The following is a 17,670-nucleotide window of genomic DNA, read 5'->3' on the forward strand; positions in this document are numbered from 1 at the left end:
CAATTGCGCACTAGGCAGGGACGACGCCGAATATGGGGCGACTGGCACCATCCACTCGTCATTCCGGGGCAGCCCGAAGGGCTGAGCCCGGAATCCATCAGGCCGCATCATGCGCGGCCGAATGGTTTCCGGGCTCGTGCTTCGCACGCCCCTCAGGTGCGCAATTGCGCACCTGGGAATGACGATGGGGAAAGGCCGAGCGTCGCGGCCTTCAATGCACCGCGGCGTACAGGATCTTGTCCTGGGTCGCATCCGCAGCGTCGAACTCGGCGACGATGCGGCCGGTGCGGGCGACCAGGATGCGGTCGGAGACGGCGAGGATCTCCGGCAGGTAGGACGAGATCACCACCACCGCCTTGCCCTCGTCGGCGAGGCGGCGGATTTCACTGTGGATGTGCGGGATGGTGCCGACATCGACGCCTCGCGTCGGCTCGTCGAAGAAGATGATCGAGGGTTCCTGCACCAGCGTCTTGGCCAGCACCACCTTCTGCTGGTTGCCGCCTGACAGCTCGATGATCCGGGCCTTGCGCTGCAACGCGCTGATCTTCAGCCGGTCGACCCAGTAGTTGGCGAGCTTGCTGCGCCTGGCGCGCGACAGCAGGAAGCTCCAGCCCTTTCGCGTGGCCAGGCTGCCGATATAGACGTTGTCGTCGACCACCATGGTCTCGAAGAAGCCGTTGGCCTTGCGGTCCTCGGTGATGTAGGCGATGCCGTCGTTGATCGCCTGCCGCGGCACGCGGTAGCGGATCGGTTTGCCGCGCAGCCGGATGGTGCCGCCATTGACCAGATTGCGCTTCAGCGCGCCGTACACGATCTTGGCGATCTCGGTGCGGCCGGAGCCGATCAGGCCGGCGATGCCGACCACCTCGCCGGCATAGATCGAGAACGACATGTTCTTGACCGCCATGCCCATGGTGACGTTCTCGACCGTCAAGACCTTCTCGCGGCGCTGATGGGTCTTGGCCTTGCCGCCATAGACCGCCTGCGCCACCTCGCGGCCGACCATGTGCTGCACCAGCGCATCACGCGTCAGCTGCCTGGCGGGCGCCGTAATCACCAGCTTGCCGTCGCGCAGCACGGTAATGCGGTCTGCGATCTGCAGCGACTCTTCCAGCGCATGCGAGATATAGATGATCGAGACGCCGCGGGCACGCAGGTCGCGCACCAGGTGGAAAAAGTGGACGATCTCCTCCGGCGTCAGCGACGCGGTCGGCTCGTCGAAGATGATGATGCGGGCCTTGTTGTAGATTGCGCGGGCGATCTCCACCATCTGCTTCTTGGCGGTGCCGAGCAGCGCCACGGGCGTCGCCGGATCGACATGGAAATTGAGCGACTGCAACAGCTGCTGGGCCTGGATGTTCAGCGTCCGGAAACGCGTCAAGAGCTTCTCGTTGCCGAGCTCGATGTTCTGCGCCGCGGTCATGGTCGGCACCAGGCTGGTCTCCTGATAGACCATGCAGATGCCGGCATTGAGCGCGTCGCGCGGCTGCTCGAAATTGGCGGGCTTGCCGTCGAGCAGATAGTCGCCGGAGGTCAGGTTGATCGCGCCGGCGATCGCCTTGCACAGCGTCGACTTGCCGGCGCCGTTCTCGCCGACCAGCGCATGCACCTCGCCGGGATAGAGATCAAAGTTGACGCCCTCGATGGCGTGGACGCCGCCATAGATCTTGGAGCCGTTCGAGATCCGCAGCACCGGCTCGCGGGTTGCCGATTGAGGCGCGGGCGTTGCCTGCATCACACCGTCATTCATCGCAGGTCTCCCGTGTAGCGCAGCAGGCGCCCCGCGCCGCGCGCGGCGATCACGATGCCGGCGGGCGTGGCGCAGGCGGCGCTGATGCCGTGAAAGCGGCCGCCGGCGCGGCTATGCAGGCTGTCGACCGCATCGCCTTCGGCGTCGAGATGCACCAGCAGGCCGTAGGAGCGCGGCGGCGCCCACGGCTTCTGGATGCCGAGCGCCTTGACGCTGCCGATCTGCATCGGCTCCAGGCAATCGCTGCCGCCGGCCAGTGCCGGCGCCACCCAGTAGTCGGGCGGCATCGTCGCCATCATCTCCTCGCGGAAATCGTCTTCCTTGAGCACGAACTCGATCAGATGGGTGCGGCGGGCGAACATGCCGAGCAGCAAGCCGCCATGGCCGTCCGGATGCAGCCGCGCCGGATAGCCCGGCATGTTGGTCGCGACGATCTCGCGCGGACCAAGGCCGTTGCCGCCGAGCGCGAACCGGCTGAGGCGATGCGCCCAGCTCTCGGTGAGCCACAGGCTGTTGCCGTCCGCGGACACCATCACGCCATAGGGGTACGGCAGATCGCGCAGCAGCACCTGCGGATTGTCGAGACCGGCGCCGCAGCTGATCAGGCGGCCAGCGGCGCGTTTCTCCATCAGATCGTGCCGCCACTCGCCCGGACGGCGGCCGGCGCTGCCTTCGACGGCATAGATGCGGCCATCGGGTGCGGCTGTGACGGACAGCAATCCTGTGAGCGCGCTGCCGCCGGCCGACTCCAGCCAGCGCGGCGCGGGCTTGGCCGGATCGATCGCGGCAAGGCCCCTGCCCGCGACGCACACCAGCAGGCGGCCGTCCGGATGCAATGCGAGCCCGCCGGCATCGTCCTCGAACTCGGCAACGAGCGTGCGTGTCGAGAAATCCGCGCCGCTGAGCTTCAGCACCCGCCGGCCGGCGGACACATAGACCGCATCGTCGCCGGCGGCGATGACGTCGTCGACGCCGGACAGCGGCTCGCCGATCGGCACAGCGGAATCGAGCCGGTCGTTCGGGCTAAGCGCACCGTCGAGCGGCGGGATCGCGTTCTGGCCGCCGTCGCGATCGATGACGCTGCGGATGTCGCGCAGCAGATGATCGAAGAATCCCATTATGTCGTCACCCTGCTCTTTGCGCCCCAATACGCGTCGTAGCCGGTCCAACTGTCGTCGACGCCGTCGAGCTTGATGCGGCCGATCCGGTTGTTCTCGAGCCCGCCGAGATAGAGGTAGCCCTTGTGCTCGCGCATCGAGGTCAGGGTCGAATGCGAGATGCCGGTCGGGTCCCACCAGGATTCCAGCGCCTCGCCCTGCTCGTTGAACTTGAGTACGCAGCCATGGTTGAGCGCCGGTGCCAGCCACTCGTCGGTCGGCACCTGCTTGACCATGCGCAGCCGGAATCCGGGCTTGCGGCACGACAGATCGAAGGTCGGCGTGCGGATACCGACCAGCGCCAGCCAGTAGGTGCCGTCGGAGGCGCGGTTGATGTTGTCCGGGTTGCCCGGCAGCTCATCGATCAGCACCTCGGTCTTGCCCTTGTTCGGGCCGTCGATCCAGTGCCGGAACACCTTGCAGAGCGAGGTCGACGCGATCAGGATCGACTTGCCGTCATGGGAGACGCAGATCCCGTTCGGGAAATAGAAGTGGTTGATCACCGTCCGCGTGGTCTTGGTCGCGGGGTCGTAACAGACCACGCGGCCGTTCGGCCGGCCCTCGAGGATGTCGAGGGTGTTGGTGGTCATCTCGTAGCGTGTGGTGCAGTCGCTGAAATAGATCTTGCCGTCGGGCGCGATGTCGAGATCGTCAGCCATGCGCAGGCGAGAGTCGTCGTTCAGCTTGTACCAGGTGCGGTTGGTCTCGTCGGTGACCTTGAAGATGCGGCCGTCGGGCGCGACGCCGTAGACGCCCATGCCGGCCACGGCGACGATCAGGTTCTCGTCGCGGTCGAACTGCATGCCGAGCGGCCGGCCGCCGATATGGGCGAACACCTCGCGGGTCTCGAAGTTCGGCCCGGAGAAGCGGATCACATTGCCGTCGCGGGTCGAGCCGTAGAGCCGGCCCTGGCGATCGAGGATGACATCCTCGGGCCCTTCGACCTGGTCGACGCCGATCGCCTGCGCGTTGATCAGCCGGTCGTTCTGCGCGTAGGGCGACGCCGCGCCGGGCTGCACCGCGGGCGCCGAGGCCAGCGGAACGAAGGCCGGATTGACATAGATCTTCTGGATCGCCTTGCCGCGGTTCTTCGACCATTTGACGTCGATGCCGACGGCGGCGAGCAGGATCATGCCGGTCACCGCCGAGGTGACGTAGCCCGGGATGCCCATCCGCACCAGGCCGTTGATGAGGAGGAAGATGATCAGTGCGCCGATCATCGCCCGCCACACCGTGCCCTTGCCGCCGGCCAGCGACACGCCGCCGAGCACCACCGCGGTCAGCGCCTGGAATTCCCAGCCGACGCCGGTGGTGGAATCCGTCGAGGCCTGCCGTGCCGCGTAGAAGATGCCGCTCGCCGCGCACAGCGTGCCCGACAGCACATAGGTCATGAACAGCATCAACCTGACGCGGATGCCGGCATGGCGCGCCGCCTTGCGGCTGGCGCCGATCGCGGTGAGATGCCAGCCATAGCGCGAGCGCGACAGGAAGATGTGGCAGATCAGGAGCACCACGAACAGCGTCGCCGCGTTGACGGGGATGCCGAGCACGCTGCCGCCCCCGACGAAGTCCCAGGCGTCGCTGTCGATCGAGTTGGTCGCGAACACCTGGGCATAAGAGGTGTTGAGCAGGTTGACCGAGGCGCGCAGGATGATCAGCGTCACCAGCGTGGTCAGGAACGGCCGCGTCTTCAGGAAGCCGATCAGGAAGCCGTTGATGCTGCCGAGCAGCGCGCCGACCAGGAGCGTCGCCGGCACCGCAAGGCCGACCGGCCATTCGCGCACCAGCAGGAAATACAGCGCGGCGAAATTGCACAGCGCGAAGATCGCGCCGACCGACAGGTCGATGCCGCCGGTGACAAGGCAGAAGCCCATCGCCAGCGCGACGAAACCGAATTCGGCGAACAGCCGCAGCAGCGATACCGAGTTCTGCACCGAGGCGTAGTCGGGAATGGTGAGCGCGAAATAGGCCCACAGCCCGATCATCACGGTGAAGGGCACGACCGGCTCGAACCACTGTTTCAGCAACAGCTCCGACAGCAGCAGCCGGGGTGAGAACCGCCGCACCGATGCGGCAAGGGAATCGACAGCCATCGACATCGTCAACCACTCTTCTTGATTGAGCATGATCTTGCGGAAAACCGGCTCCCGGCTTTCCGGATCGTGCTTTGATCAGCCGGCGCGGGAATGCCCCCCGCGCCGGCTGCCCCGCGCCTTGTTAGTTTTTCTTGGGTAGCGCGAAACAGTTGGCGCCGGAGGCGTTCGACTTGTCGAGCCAGATCGGCCGCGTGTAATAGGACAGGTTTTTCGTACCCGGCTTGTCGCTGGACATCAGCAGGGTCTCGGCCGCGAACATCAGGTCGTGACCCTGCTCGGTCGCCTTGTAGCTGAGGAATTTGCTGAAATTCCCGGAGTTGACCTGGTCGCAATCAAGCTGCGAGCCCTCGCCGGAAGCGAACACCTTGACGTCGTCGATCTTGCCGGCATTGCGGATCGCCTGCGCGGCGCCCGACTCCATGATGCCCCAGAAGCCGATCGAGGCGCAGAGATCGGGATGCTGCTGGATCACGGTCGCGGTGATGTTGAGCGCGGTGTTGGCGTCCCAGTTTGCCGCCTGGTTCGACACCACCTTGATGTTGGGATCCTTGTTCAGGACATCCATGATGGCGCCGACCTGATCGACGCTTGCGGCCGCGGTCAGTTCGCCCTGTACGATCTGCACCTTGCCCGACTTGCCGGAACCGGTGCCGCAGGCCTTGACGGTCTCGTTGGCGAGCATCCTGCCGATCTCGCGCCAGTCGACGCCGACGAAGGCGCCCGACTTGTAGTTCGAGGCCATGTTGACCTGGATCACATGCGTGCCCTGGCTCTCGGCGCGCTTGAGATCCTTCATCAGCAAGGTCACGCTCGGGTTCTGCACGATCAGCACATCGGGCTTCTGGTCGACAAGCGCGGTCAGCGCCTGCTGCATGGCCGACGGATTGTTGTTGGGATCGCGCACGACGTATTTCATGCCGCGCCACTCGGCCTCTTCCTGCACCACGCGGCCCCATTCGTCCGACAGCGGCACGCCGAGCGCGATCGGCAGATAGGCGATGGTCTTGCCCTGCAGCGACTTGTCGTAGGCGGCGCGCAATTCGCGCCCGGCCTTGGTGCCCTCCTCCTGCGCCGATGCCGCGAATGGCATCGCGGCAACCGCCACACCGGCGAGCAGGATCGTCCAGAACTTGGTCGTCTTCATCGTCTCCTCCACAAGAAATGCTTTTTGATTGATTGGGATTTGTTTTTGATTGGCGCGAGGGGCGCGCTCAGTCGAGTTGTCTCAGTCGCCCTGTCGCGCGGTCTCCTCGTCGCGGGGATGCAGCCAATTGTCGAGCACGATGGCGGCGAGCAGCACCACGCCCTTGATGATGTTCTGCACCTCGCTGTTGACATCCATGATGGTGAAGGCGTTGAGCAGCGTGCCGATCAGGATGCAGCCGACCACCACGCTGAACACGCTGCCGCGGCCGCCGATCAGGCTGATACCGCCGATCACGACGACCAGCACGACGTCGAAGATCATGGTCCCCTGCGTGATCGCCATCTGCATGCTGCCTGTCGTGCCGACCCAGACCAGGCCTGCAATCCAGGCGAGCAGCGCAACCAGCACGTGCTCCAGCACGATCAGCGGCCGCAGCGGAATGCCGGTCAGCCGCGCGGCCTCGGGATTGTCGCCCTGCGCATAGATGAAGCGGCCGATCGAGGTGCGCGACAGGAACAAATGCATCGCGATCGCCGCGACCGTGAACACCAGGATCGGAACCGGGATGCCGAACAGCCGTCCGGCGCCGAGATACATCAGGCCCGGTGCATCCTTCGGCGCGTAGACCACCCAGGCCGGCGCGATCCAGAACGCGAGCCCATAGATCACGAAGCCGGCGGCCAAGGTCACGAACAGCGCCGGCGCCTCGACGAAGGCGACCATCACGCCGTTGACGACGCCGATCAGCACCGCGATCGCCAGCGCCAGCAGCACTGCCGTGAAAACAGGCATGCCGTTCTGCATGTAGATCAGCGCGATGGCCCAGGAACCCGCCATGATCGCGACCTCGGAAAGGTCGATGCCGCGGCTGATCACGATCAGCCCCATGCCGAGCCCGAGCACGCCGAGTATCGAAATACTTCGCAGCAGATTCAGGAGATTGGAGACGGTGGCAAAGCCGTTCAGCGTCAGGCCGAATACGACAAGAAGCGCGATGGTGATCAGGAGCACGATCTGCTCCTGGCTCGGTTTCGCAAACATTGCAGCCGGGCGAGATGATGCCGCAGGGACAGCAACGCCGCGCGATGGCGATTGCACGCTCATCGTTTCCTCCAGGTATTATTTTGCTTGAGACTTTAAGAGTGGCAACTCATATTCGTCAAATGCATTCGACGGATACGGATAGATTATTTCCATGCATGTACGTGACGTCGACCTGAACCTGTTCGTGGTGTTCGACGCGATCTATTCCGAGGGTGGCGTCAGCCGCGCCTGCTTCCGCCTCAACCTGACGCAGCCCGCGGTGAGCCATGCGCTGAGCCGGCTGCGCGCGATGTTCAACGATCCGCTGTTCGTGCGCCGCAACCATGTGATGACGCCGACCCCGCTGGCACGCCAGATCATCACCACGGTGCGCCAGGCGCTCAACGGCCTCGAGACCACGCTGACCCACACCGACCGGTTCGATCCGGCGCGGACATCGAAGCGGTTCGTGATCGGCCTGCGCAACAATCTGGAGGCGCCGATGCTGGGCGCGCTGATCAACCGGATCAGCGCCGTGGCGCCGCTGGTCGAGATCGCCACGGTGCGCTGCGAGCGCAACAATCTGGAGCGCGAGCTCGCCGCCGGCACGCTGGATGTCGCGATCGATACGCTGCTGCCGCTGTCGGCGGAGGTGCGGCGCGAGCAGATCCTGACCGAGCATATTGCGGTGTTCGCGCGACGTGGCCATCCCGAGCTCGGCGCGCGGCTCGCCAAGAAGGCTTACTTGCGCATGGAGCATGTCTGCGTGACGTCGCGGCGCAGCGGCGTCTCGTTCGAGGATTTTCAGCTGCAGCGCCTCGGCCTGACCCGCACCGTGCGCCTGACTTGCCAGAATTTCGCGACCGCCTGCCACGTCGTGAGCCGCAGCAACATGCTGCTGACGGCGTCCGAAAGCGCCGCTTCGGTGCTGGAAGATCCCGGGCAGTTGCAGTGCTTCCCCTGCCCGTTCCCGATCAGCCCGCACGTCAACTATCTCTACTGGCACGCCACGGCCGAAGACGACACCACCAATCAGTGGCTGCGCGAGCAGCTGCGCGCTGCCGCAGCGCTGCTGGCCGGCAGCCGCTTCAGCAAGAAGAACCGGCGCGCGGCCAAGACGCGCCCGAAGATCGCGATCCCGATGGCGACCAGTCTCGCTGCGGAATAGCGGCCGGGCTGGAAGTGGCTATTGGCCACACCCTTTCGCGCGGGCAGGCGCCGCTTCGCTCGACCGACCTCATTTTGGAGCCGGGGCTGGTGGAGGTCTGGTTTGATCCTCCAAGGATCGTTCAAATAGATGTCGCGGATTAACGAAATCAAGTCAGACGTCGTGGCCGTTACACTAATTAGATCAGCGAGAGACTCCGGAATTTTGCTTTCGTGGCCCCGTAGCACGACGAGCTTTCGATCCGGATTCTCCACCATATGCGCCTTAAACAATCCGGCCTCGAATATGCAGAACGACCAATCGTAGCTATCGCTCGTGTAGTAGAGGATGAAGATGTCAGACGACAAAATCTCCTGTTCGATTAGATTTCGAAAATCTGCACCCTTATCGAATTTCCCCGCATGAGAGATCTCGATCGCGCTTCCTGCGTAGAGTGCCAACCTGTCTCCGAATTCCTTGACCGCTGGAGTATCGGCCGGCATCTTATGACTGATAAAAATCTTCATAATATTTCTCCAGAATCAGCAATCAGGCCAATTCGCCGCTACTAAGCGGTCCTAAAATTTTGATGATGTGCGCGGGCGCAAACCAATAGCTGCGCAGCACCCACTTTGGCTTTATTAGCCACGTAACACAACTCTAAAGTGCGAAAAAGAACTGAGCACCTGGCCTTTCGGCACAACGGCCGCGCGCGATACCGCGCCCTGCGTTCGGGACTATGTCAGGAGGATCGAACCGGTCGGACCTCCCTGCTCGGTCTCACAAGCCGCGCAAGCGTCTTGCGCCCAGACGGTGTAGCCTTGTGGTTATCTGGTGTGACGGGACCGGAAAGAACGCGATCAGCGTCGGCCGTGGCGTCACCGTCGCGGCGAGGATCGATATCAGATTGCGGGGTTCAGCCATGCGGTTCCGCGCTTGAATCGGCTGCTGGGGGCAGGCATAAGAACCCCCGTCTCTCCTTAAAAAATGCCCATAGCCCAAGGATTTATGATGCCCGCCTATCGCTCCCGCACCACCACCCACGGCCGCAACATGGCGGGTGCTCGCGGCCTCTGGCGCGCCACCGGCATGAAGAACGAGGATTTCGGCAAGCCGATCATCGCGGTGGTCAATTCCTTCACCCAGTTCGTGCCCGGCCACGTCCATTTGCAGAACCTCGGGCAATTGGTGGCGCGAGAAATCGAGAAGGCCGGCGGGGTGGCAAAAGAGTTCAACACCATTGCAGTCGATGACGGCATCGCGATGGGCCATGACGGCATGCTCTACAGCCTGCCCTCGCGCGAGCTGATCGCCGACAGCGTCGAATACATGGTCAACGCGCATTGCGCCGACGCGATGGTCTGCATCTCCAACTGCGACAAGATCACCCCCGGCATGCTGATGGCGACGCTGCGGCTCAACATCCCGACCGTGTTCGTCTCCGGCGGTCCGATGGAGTCGGGCAAGATCCTGCTCAAGGGCAAGAAGCGCGCGGTCGACCTGATCGACGCGATGGTCGCGGCCGCCGATTCCAACGTGTCGGATGAAGAGGTCGAGGTGATCGAGCGCTCGGCCTGCCCGACCTGCGGCTCCTGCTCCGGCATGTTCACCGCGAATTCGATGAACTGCCTGACCGAGGCGCTCGGCCTCGCCCTGCCGGGCAACGGCTCGGTGCTGGCGACGCATGCCGACCGCAAGAGCCTGTTCGTCGAGGCCGGCCATCTGATCGTCGATCTCGCCCGCCGCTATTACGAGCAGGACGACGCCAAGGTGCTGCCGCGCAACATCGCGAACTTCAAGTCGTTCGAGAACGCGATGACGCTCGACATCGCGATGGGCGGCTCCACCAACACCGTGCTGCATCTGCTCGCCGCTGCGCGCGAGGGCGAGGTGCCGTTCACGATGGCCGACATCGACCGGCTGTCACGAAAAGTGCCGGTGCTCTGCAAGGTCGCGCCCTCGGTGCAGGACGTCCACATGGAGGATGTGCATCACGCCGGCGGCATCATGGCGATCCTCGGCGAGCTCGATCGCGCCAAGCTGCTCACCACCGACGGCCCGACCGTGCATGCCACAACGCTCAACGACGCGCTGAACCGCTGGGACGTGGTGCGGACCACGAGCGACAAGGTGCGCAACTTCTATCGCGCAGCGCCGGGTGGCGTGCCGACCCAGGAAGCCTTCAGCCAGGACCGCCGCTTCGACGAGGTCGACGTCGATCGCGAAACGGGCGTCATCCGCGATGCCGCCCATGCCTACTCCAAGGACGGCGGCCTCGCGGTGCTGTTCGGCAATCTTGCGGAAGACGGCTGCATCGTAAAGACCGCCGGCGTCGACCAGAGCATTCTGACATTCTCAGGTCCGGCCCGCATCTTCGAGAGCCAGGACGCGTCGGTCGACGCCATCCTCACCAACAAGGTCAAGGCCGGCGATGTCGTGCTGATCCGCTATGAAGGTCCGCGCGGCGGCCCGGGCATGCAGGAGATGCTCTACCCGACCAGCTATCTGAAGTCGAAGGGCCTCGGAAAGGCCTGCGCGCTGATCACCGACGGCCGCTTCTCCGGCGGCTCGTCGGGCCTGTCGATCGGCCACGTCTCGCCGGAAGCCGCCGAGGGCGGATTGATCGGCCTGGTCGAGGAAGGCGACATCATCGAGTTCGACATCCCGAACCGCAAGGTCAACCTCAGGGTCGATGATGCCGAGCTGAAGCGCCGTCGCGCCGCGATGGAAGCCAAGGGCAATGCGGCATGGAAGCCGGCGGCGCCGCGCAAGCGCGCCGTCTCGACTGCACTCAAGGCCTATGCGGCGTTCGCGAGCAGCGCGGCGAAGGGTGCGGTGCGCATCCTGCCGGAGTAGGACCGCGCGAAGCGCGTCAGCGCTAAGTCATTTGCAAGTCGGCCGCTTCGATCCGGATGCGGTCGGCATGCAGTGACCAGTCGCACAGCGATTGTTCCTGACAGAATTTGACCTTGGCCATCTCGGTGGCCTGGCCTTCGCTCAACGCGTCGATCTCAAGCGCGCCCTGGCAGACCTCGCGCTGGCGGCCATTGCCGCCGAGCACGTCCTTCATGAAATGAACGACGAAGCGTGACATGAAACCCTCCCTGCTGGACCGGAAGAGCCGGGAGTACCGCTTTAGCACTAACGCGAAATGGGGTTGAGTTAATTCGACGCGCGCGGGTGCGGCGCTTTGCGCGGTGGAAAACTAGGCGCCGGCCTGCGACAGGCTGGCGGCGGCGATCGCGACGATCTGCGCAAGACGGCGGCCGATTCTCGCGGGCGCGTTGCGGAGCAATGACTGGACCTGTCGCATGATCATCTTCCTTCCGTGCCCGCAATGGTCGGGCACACCGGGAACATGGCGATATCAGGCTAAGCCGTCGATATCTCAGGGAAAATAACAACGGGCGTGTTGCGGGATGACGGTTCGGCAGTGGGTTTGTTGCCCGAATCGCGGCGCTGGCGAAGGAGATTTTCTCCGGCTTCTCGGGGCCGCCGCGTCACGCCGCCACGCTTCTCGTTTCGCTGTTAAGGGACACACCGGTGGAAGGGTTCCCCCCTTGCGGGGGCAGGATTAGGGAGAGGGGTACCGCACGGCACACTCTCTCACTTTGGACCCCCAACACGCGCGATCGAAATTGCGACGATCGGTCTTCGTCGATGCTCTCGCCCGGGGCCACTCCTCTCCCCACCCTCCCCCGCAAGGGGAGAGGAGCCTGGCCAGTGTGCTCACTCCACGAAGGCGAGAGCTACCACCGCGCCCTACCCCGGCATGAACCCGAACGCCTTCTCGAATCGTCGCGCATACACCGGCCAGACCTCGGGATTGATGATGCGCGGCGGGCGCTTGCCGTCGAGGGCGTCGAGGATCTGCTCGGCGGCGATCCGGCCCATGTTGATGCGCGCCTCGCGGGTGACGCCGGCGGTGTGCGGGCTCGCCAGCACGTTGTCGAATTGCAAGAGCGGATGATCCGGCGGCGGCGGCTCCTTGGCCCAGACATCGAGGCCGGCACCGGCGATGCGCTTGTCGCGCAGCGTCTCTTCCAGCGCCTTCTCGTCATGGATGAAGCCGCGCGCGGTAGTGACGAAATAGGCGTGCGGCTGCATCAGCGCGAATTCGCGCGCACCGATCATGCCTCGACTCTTGCTGTCGAGCGGACAGGAGATCGAGACGAAATCGGCGCGGCGCAGGAGATCGTCGAGCTCGACCTTTTCCCCGCCCCGCTTGGCCATCTCCTCCGCCGTCAGATACGGATCGTAGGCGATCACCTTCATGTGCAGGAGGCCCTTGCACAGCTCCGCGATGCGGCGGCCGACATTGCCGAGACCGACGATGCCGACGGTCTTGTGGTTCAGCTCGTTGCCGATCAGGTCGTTGCGATTGACGTTGGCCTCGCGCCGCAGCCGACGGTCGGACTGGATGATGCGCTTCGACAGCGTCAGCATCATGCCGAGCGCGTGCTCGGCGACCGAATTGGCGTTGCCGCCGGACTGGTTGACCACCAGCACGCCCGCGGCGGTGCAGGCATCGACATCGACGGGATCGAAGCCGGCGCCGTTCGAGGACACGATCAAGAGGTTCGGCGCGCGCTTCAACAGCTCGGCATGGGCATGGAAATGCGGCGCCAGCTCGTCGCGGGCGGCGCCGATCTGATAGGCATGCGCGTCGGCGAGCACCGGCGCGAACGTCGCCTCCGGCGTCTCGTTCTCCAGGCGATCGAGCCGGACATCCGGCCGCTTCTTCAGGATGTCGACATAGATCTCGTGGGCGAGGTATTTGACGTAGAACACGCGCTTGTTGTTGACGGTCATGTCTTCGAGCAGCCTTCAGTTTGGGAAGCCATAGAGTCGTGCCGGATTGTCGACGAGGATGCGGTGCCGGGTGGCGGCATCCGGCGTCCACTCCTGGAACAGCGTCAGCAGATGGCCGGCGTCGGGCATCTCGCCCTCCACGCGAGGATGCGGCCAGTCGCCGCCCCACACCAGTCGTTCAGGATTGGCCGCGACCAACGCTTCGTGGAACGGCCGCGCATCCGGATAATCCGGCGACCGCCGGCTCAGGCGATGCGCGCCCGACAGCTTGGCCCAGCACCAGCCCTCATCCACCGCGCGCAGCAGGCTCTGGAAACCGGCGGTGTTGATCCCTGCGGCCGCATCGGTGCGGCCCATGTGATCGACCACGACCGGCAAGCCGAGCGCCTTCAGCGTCGGGATCGTGTCCGGCAGATCCTTCACATCGATCCAGAGCTGCAGATGCCAGCCGAGCTCGCCCATCACGGCCGCATGCGTCTCGGCGACGCCAAGCGGAATGCCGCCGCGATAATGCAGCTGCCCGCCGCGAAAGAAATGGTTGAAGCGCAGGCCGCGCACGCCGAGCACATGCCATTGCCGCAGCGTGCCCGCCGCGACGTCGGCATCGGCCACCGCGACGCCGCGCAGGCGAGCGGGCTCACGCTGCAACGCATCCAGCATTGCCGAATTGTCGTGGCCGTGTGCACTGCCCTGCACCAGCACGCCGCGGCTGAACCCGAGTGCATCGAGCATGCCGAGATAGCTCGCAAGCGGTGCGTCCGGCGGCGTGTAGCTCCGATCGCCGGCATAGGGAAAGCGGTCGGCGGGGCCGAACACATGCGCATGCGTATCGCAGGCCTTCGGCGGCAGCTTCTCCCGCGGCGGCGTCACCGGACGCGGCGGCAGGCAGGCTGGAATCTCTGATGCAGCCATTGGCTTACTCCGCCTTCATGCCGGCGGCCTTGATGATCGGCCCCCATTTGTCGTAGTCGGCCTTGATCTTGGCGGCGAATTGCTCCGGCGTGCTCCCGATCGAAATCGCGCCGAGCTTGCCGAGACGCTCCTTCACGGCATCGGTATTCACCGCCGCGACGAAATCATGCGAGAGCTTCGCGACGAGGCCGGCCGGCATGTTGCCGGGACCAAGCAGCCCCCACCACACCTCGGTGTCGTAGCCCGGCTCGGTCTCCGCCATGCTCGGCACGTCAGGCAGAAACGGCGCGCGCGACGCCGTCGTCACCGCCAGCGCGCGAACCGTGCCGGCCTGCAACTGCCCGACCGATTCCGGCCCGTTGTTGAACGACATCGGAATCTGCCCGCCAAGCAGATCATTGATCGCCGGCGCACCGCCCTTGTAGGGGATCGCACTGATCTCGATTTTTGCGAGATTGTTGAGCAGCTCGCCGGCCAGATGGGTCGACGTGCCGTTGCCGGCATGCGCGAACGACAGGCTGCCCGGCTTCGCCTTCGCCGCGGCGACGACGTCACCGACCGACTTGAACGGCGAATCCGCGCGCACCAGCAGCACGTTCGGCGACGACGCGAGCAGCGAGATCGGCGAAAAATCCTTGAACGTATCGTAAGGCAGCCTCGGATAAAGGAACGGATTGGTGGCGTGGCCGCTCGCCACCATGATCAGGTTGTAGCCGTCGGGCGCCGAGCTCGCGATCGCTTGCGAGGCAATCACCCCACCGGCGCCGGGCCGGTTCTCGACCACGATCGACTGCGTCCAGCTCTTCGACACCTCTTCAGCCAGCGTCCGCGTCAGCACGTCGACGCCGCCGCCGGGCGGATACGGAACGAGAATGTGAACGGCCTTGGCCGGGTACGGCTGCGCGGACGCGAGCCCGGCCGCGATCATCGCCGCGACCGCGATGGCCATCCGCCAGACCCACCGGGCCATGCACGCCTCCCGTCGTTTATCGTTGCTGCCTGTATCGCATGTTGCGGCAGGCGTCAGGACCGCCGAATTCCGCAGATCGCGATGCGGCCGGGGCATGTTGACAATCACATGCACGGCGTCAAGTTTTGTGCCGCAAGCGGCTACGGGAGCGTTTTCGAGCGAAGTGGACACCGGTTCGCGTCAAGAAAACGCGTCAAGTAAGAAAACTGGAGCTCCGTTCTGATCCAATCAGAACGGAAACGGCTCCAGCAGGTCGCGCGAGCAGGGAGAGCAGGATGGCGGCCGCGGAACAAGCCTCGTCCAAGGATAAAGCCAAGGATAAGTCCCAGGATGCGGCGACCACCTGGCACGGCATCGTGCTGCAGACGCTGAAGCGGAACGAGATCAAGCTGGTGCCCTATGTGCCCGACCGGGTGCTGACCACGCTGATCAAGGACCTGCACGCCGATCCCTATTTCACGACATTTCCGACCGCGCGCGAGGAAGAGGCCGTCGGCATCGTCTCGGGCGCCTGGATGGCGGGGATGCGCGGCGCGGTGCTGATGCAGACCTCGGGATTTGCCACACTCGCCAATGTGCTGGCCTCGCTCGCGGTGCCCTACCAGATCCCGCTGATCATGTTCGTCTCCGAGCGCGGCACGCTCGGCGAGTTCAATTACGGCCAGGCGCTGGTCTGCCGCACCATGCGCCCGGTGCTGGATTCGCTTGCCGTGGAGCATCACACCATTACAAGGCTCGACGAGCTCGAATTCATCGCCGACCGCTCGATCAAGCAGGCCGTCACCACCCAGGCGCCGGTGGCGCTGATCCTCTCGCCGCTTTTGACCGGCGGCAAGACCTTCGACAAGTGAGATCAGCCATGACCAACACTCCCGCACGCAACACCAAGGTGATGAACCGCTTCGATCTCACCCAGCGCCTCGTCGCCGGGCTGACGGACGAGGCCGTGATCGGCGGCATCGGCAACACCAACTTCGATCTGTGGGCCGCGGGCCACCGCCCGCAGAATTTCTACATGCTGGGCAGCATGGGGCTCGCCTTCCCGATCGCGCTCGGCGTCGCACTGGCGCAGCCGAAGCGGCGCGTGTTCGCGCTGGAAGGCGACGGCTCGCTGTTGATGCAGCTCGGCTGTCTCTCGACCATCGCGACGCTGGCGCCGGAGAATCTCACCGTGGTGGTGATGGACAACGGCATCTACCAGATCACCGGCAGCCAGCCGACCCCGGCCGCCGGCCATACCGACATCGTCGCAGTCGCGCTCGCCAGCGGCCTTGCCAACAGCTCCTGGGCCGCCGACGAGGACGATTTCGAGCGGCTGATCGAACAGTCGAAGCAGACCGCAGGCCCAACCCTGATCGGCGTCCGCATCGACGACAAGCCCGGCACCGGCACGACAAGACGCGATCCCGTGCAGATCCGCGAGCGGTTCATGAACGGGATGGGGGTGCGGCAACTGCTGTAGGGCGGTCTATCGCAATATCTCCAGTCGTCATTGCGAGCGGAGCGAAGCAATCCACCTCTCCGGCCGTGCGGGAAGTGGATTGCTTCGTCGCTTCGCTCCTCGCAATGACGAGAGGCAACGAGAGCTTCCCGCTCAATTCATCCGCAGCTCGGTGATGTGCCGCGGATCCGGCGCGAGTTCGCCGCGCTCGACGCGCTTGACGATGTCGGTCAGCGCGGCATTGGCATTGCAGGCGATGCCGAGCTTCTCGCCTTCGCGCACCACGAGACCGTTGAGGAATTCGATCTCGGTGCGGCGGCCCTTCTGCATGTCCTGGCCCATCGAGGGGCGCTGCGCCGACGAGGTGCGCTTGGCATCCTTGAAGCGCTGCTCGTCGCAGGCGCGGGTTGCGGCCTCGTCGCCCTCGCCGGCGCGGGCGATCGTCGAGGGCGGCAGATGCAGGATCTCTTCCAGCTGATAGCCCTGCGCCTGGCCAACGCGGATCGCCTCGCTGCCGAGCCGGGTCGAGAATCGGCGCAGCGGCTCGCTTTGCAGCACCTCGCCGCCCGCTAGGCCGGTGCAGGCCGACAGCCCGTTGCCCATCACATTGGCAACGAGCTTGGACCAGCGCTCACCCCAGAGATTCGAGGTGACCTTGGCGCTGTCGGAATAGCCGACCAGCCGGCACACCTCCTCTGCCCGGGCGGTGATGCGGCCATGCACCTCGCCGGCGCGGAATACAGTGTGCGCCGCCCCGCCCTTGCCGGCGCCGCGGTGGATGTGGCCGGGCTCCGGCAAATTGACGGTGATGCTGCTCGCGATGCAGCCGAGCGTCTTGCCCCAGCCGACGATGCCGGCGATGGTCTCCTCGTTCATGCAGTTCTGCAGCGACACGACGTAGCCGTCAGGCGCCAGATATTGCCGGATCAGCATGGTGGCCCAGGCCGTGTCGTAGGACTTCATGCAGACGAACGCGATATCGACCGGCTTCTCCTTTGCGAGCCGCTGCGCGTCGGTGATATCAAGCGCACGCACCGGCACCGAGAACTCGGCGACATCCATTGCGTGGGTAACGCGCAGCCCGTGCTTGCGCATGTGCGCGACGTGCTCGGGCCAGGGATCGATGAAGGTGACGTCCTCCCCCGCCTGCACCATATGCGCACCGGCGTAGCCGCCGACCGCACCGGCGCCGACGATCGCGATCTTCCGATCCAT

General features: G+C 64.9%; 14 protein-coding genes and 1 pseudogene. 4 read left to right on the forward strand and 11 right to left on the reverse strand.

Annotated features, from left to right (window positions below):
- Positions 1–211: 211 nt before the first annotated feature.
- From ACVW17_RS32475 to ACVW17_RS32495, 5 genes are all read right to left on the reverse strand, one after another.
- Positions 212–1,750, reverse strand: a complete 1,539-nt coding sequence (locus ACVW17_RS32475) for a sugar ABC transporter ATP-binding protein (RefSeq protein ID WP_456755673.1) — start codon at positions 1,748–1,750, stop codon at positions 212–214.
- Positions 1,747–2,868 (reverse strand): SMP-30/gluconolactonase/LRE family protein, encoded by a 1,122-nt coding sequence (locus tag ACVW17_RS32480; protein ID WP_456755674.1) that lies wholly within the window; start codon positions 2,866–2,868, stop codon positions 1,747–1,749. The genes ACVW17_RS32475 and ACVW17_RS32480 overlap by 4 nt, the downstream gene beginning before the upstream one ends.
- Entirely contained in the window at positions 2,868–5,000 is a 2,133-nt protein-coding gene (locus ACVW17_RS32485) for an ABC transporter permease (RefSeq protein ID WP_456755675.1), read from the reverse strand. Before ACVW17_RS32485 ends, ACVW17_RS32480 begins: the two co-directional genes overlap by 1 nt.
- Positions 5,001–5,124: 124 nt before the next feature.
- Complete coding sequence (locus ACVW17_RS32490) at positions 5,125–6,147, reverse strand: sugar ABC transporter substrate-binding protein (RefSeq protein ID WP_456755676.1); 1,023 nt, start codon at positions 6,145–6,147, stop codon at positions 5,125–5,127.
- Between the two features lie 81 nt (positions 6,148–6,228).
- Positions 6,229–7,161 (reverse strand): ABC transporter permease, encoded by a 933-nt coding sequence (locus tag ACVW17_RS32495; protein WP_456755677.1) that lies wholly within the window; start codon positions 7,159–7,161, stop codon positions 6,229–6,231.
- A gap of 184 nt (positions 7,162–7,345) precedes the next feature.
- On the opposite strand from ACVW17_RS32495, the gene ACVW17_RS32500 reads away from it, so the two are divergent.
- On the forward strand, positions 7,346–8,341 hold the full coding sequence (locus ACVW17_RS32500) for a LysR family transcriptional regulator (protein ID WP_456755678.1): 996 nt from the start codon (positions 7,346–7,348) through the stop codon (positions 8,339–8,341).
- 173 nt (positions 8,342–8,514) lie between these two features.
- Here ACVW17_RS32500 and ACVW17_RS32505 read toward each other — a convergent pair.
- Positions 8,515–8,847 (reverse strand): annotated as a pseudogene (locus ACVW17_RS32505) (TIR domain-containing protein); the annotation flags it as partial.
- A 484-nt stretch (positions 8,848–9,331) separates the two neighbouring features.
- Between ACVW17_RS32505 and ilvD the strand changes: the two are divergent.
- Entirely contained in the window at positions 9,332–11,176 is a 1,845-nt protein-coding gene (ilvD, locus tag ACVW17_RS32510) for a dihydroxy-acid dehydratase (RefSeq protein WP_456798303.1), read from the forward strand.
- 22 nt (positions 11,177–11,198) lie between these two features.
- Here ilvD and ACVW17_RS32515 read toward each other — a convergent pair whose 3' ends face one another.
- The 4 genes from ACVW17_RS32515 to ACVW17_RS32530 all read right to left on the reverse strand — a co-directional run bounded on the left by ACVW17_RS32515 (position 11,199) and on the right by ACVW17_RS32530 (position 15,014).
- The gene (locus tag ACVW17_RS32515) at positions 11,199–11,414 is read right to left on the reverse strand and encodes a hypothetical protein (protein WP_021082086.1); all 216 of its coding nucleotides are present in this window, start codon (positions 11,412–11,414) and stop codon (positions 11,199–11,201) included.
- 668 nt (positions 11,415–12,082) lie between these two features.
- Positions 12,083–13,132, reverse strand: a complete 1,050-nt coding sequence (locus ACVW17_RS32520) for a hydroxyacid dehydrogenase (RefSeq protein ID WP_456755680.1) — start codon at positions 13,130–13,132, stop codon at positions 12,083–12,085.
- 15 nt (positions 13,133–13,147) lie between these two features.
- Positions 13,148–14,044 carry an amidohydrolase family protein gene (locus ACVW17_RS32525; RefSeq protein WP_456755681.1) on the reverse strand — a complete coding sequence of 299 codons (897 nt, stop codon included), beginning with the start codon at positions 14,042–14,044 and terminating at the stop codon, positions 13,148–13,150.
- Between the two features lie 4 nt (positions 14,045–14,048).
- The gene (locus ACVW17_RS32530) at positions 14,049–15,014 is read right to left on the reverse strand and encodes a Bug family tripartite tricarboxylate transporter substrate binding protein (RefSeq protein WP_456798304.1); all 966 of its coding nucleotides are present in this window, start codon (positions 15,012–15,014) and stop codon (positions 14,049–14,051) included.
- Between the two features lie 275 nt (positions 15,015–15,289).
- On the opposite strand from ACVW17_RS32530, the gene ACVW17_RS32535 reads away from it, so the two are divergent.
- Positions 15,290–15,865, forward strand: coding sequence for a thiamine pyrophosphate-binding protein (locus ACVW17_RS32535; protein WP_456755683.1), 576 nt, complete (start codon positions 15,290–15,292; stop codon positions 15,863–15,865).
- Between the two features lie 8 nt (positions 15,866–15,873).
- The gene (locus ACVW17_RS32540) at positions 15,874–16,476 is read left to right on the forward strand and encodes a thiamine pyrophosphate-dependent enzyme (RefSeq protein ID WP_456755684.1); all 603 of its coding nucleotides are present in this window, start codon (positions 15,874–15,876) and stop codon (positions 16,474–16,476) included.
- A gap of 132 nt (positions 16,477–16,608) precedes the next feature.
- On the opposite strand, the gene ACVW17_RS32545 is transcribed toward ACVW17_RS32540, so the two are convergent.
- Positions 16,609–17,670: a ketopantoate reductase family protein gene (locus ACVW17_RS32545; protein WP_456798305.1), complete on the reverse strand. Its 1,062-nt coding sequence runs from the start codon at positions 17,668–17,670 to the stop codon at positions 16,609–16,611.

The organism is Bradyrhizobium sp. USDA 4473, from assembly GCF_054063335.1.

Bases quoted from the DNA above. Each gene is read 5' to 3' on its own strand.
- ACVW17_RS32475 (WP_456755673.1), bottom strand. From the start codon at position 1,750: ATGAATGACGGTGTGATGCAGGCAACGCCCGCGCCTCAATCGGCAACC.
- ACVW17_RS32480 (WP_456755674.1), bottom strand. From the start codon at position 2,868: ATGGGATTCTTCGATCATCTGCTGCGCGACATCCGCAGCGTCATCGAT.
- ACVW17_RS32485 (WP_456755675.1), bottom strand. From the start codon at position 5,000: ATGGCTGTCGATTCCCTTGCCGCATCGGTGCGGCGGTTCTCACCCCGG.
- ACVW17_RS32490 (WP_456755676.1), bottom strand. From the start codon at position 6,147: ATGAAGACGACCAAGTTCTGGACGATCCTGCTCGCCGGTGTGGCGGTT.
- ACVW17_RS32500 (WP_456755678.1), top strand. From the start codon at position 7,346: ATGCATGTACGTGACGTCGACCTGAACCTGTTCGTGGTGTTCGACGCG.
- ilvD (WP_456798303.1), top strand. From the start codon at position 9,332: ATGCCCGCCTATCGCTCCCGCACCACCACCCACGGCCGCAACATGGCG.
- ACVW17_RS32515 (WP_021082086.1), bottom strand. From the start codon at position 11,414: ATGTCACGCTTCGTCGTTCATTTCATGAAGGACGTGCTCGGCGGCAAT.
- ACVW17_RS32520 (WP_456755680.1), bottom strand. From the start codon at position 13,132: ATGACCGTCAACAACAAGCGCGTGTTCTACGTCAAATACCTCGCCCAC.
- ACVW17_RS32525 (WP_456755681.1), bottom strand. From the start codon at position 14,044: ATGGCTGCATCAGAGATTCCAGCCTGCCTGCCGCCGCGTCCGGTGACG.
- ACVW17_RS32530 (WP_456798304.1), bottom strand. From the start codon at position 15,014: ATGGCCCGGTGGGTCTGGCGGATGGCCATCGCGGTCGCGGCGATGATC.
- ACVW17_RS32535 (WP_456755683.1), top strand. From the start codon at position 15,290: ATGGCGGCCGCGGAACAAGCCTCGTCCAAGGATAAAGCCAAGGATAAG.
- ACVW17_RS32540 (WP_456755684.1), top strand. From the start codon at position 15,874: ATGACCAACACTCCCGCACGCAACACCAAGGTGATGAACCGCTTCGAT.
- ACVW17_RS32545 (WP_456798305.1), bottom strand. From the start codon at position 17,670: ATGGATCGGAAGATCGCGATCGTCGGCGCCGGTGCGGTCGGCGGCTAC.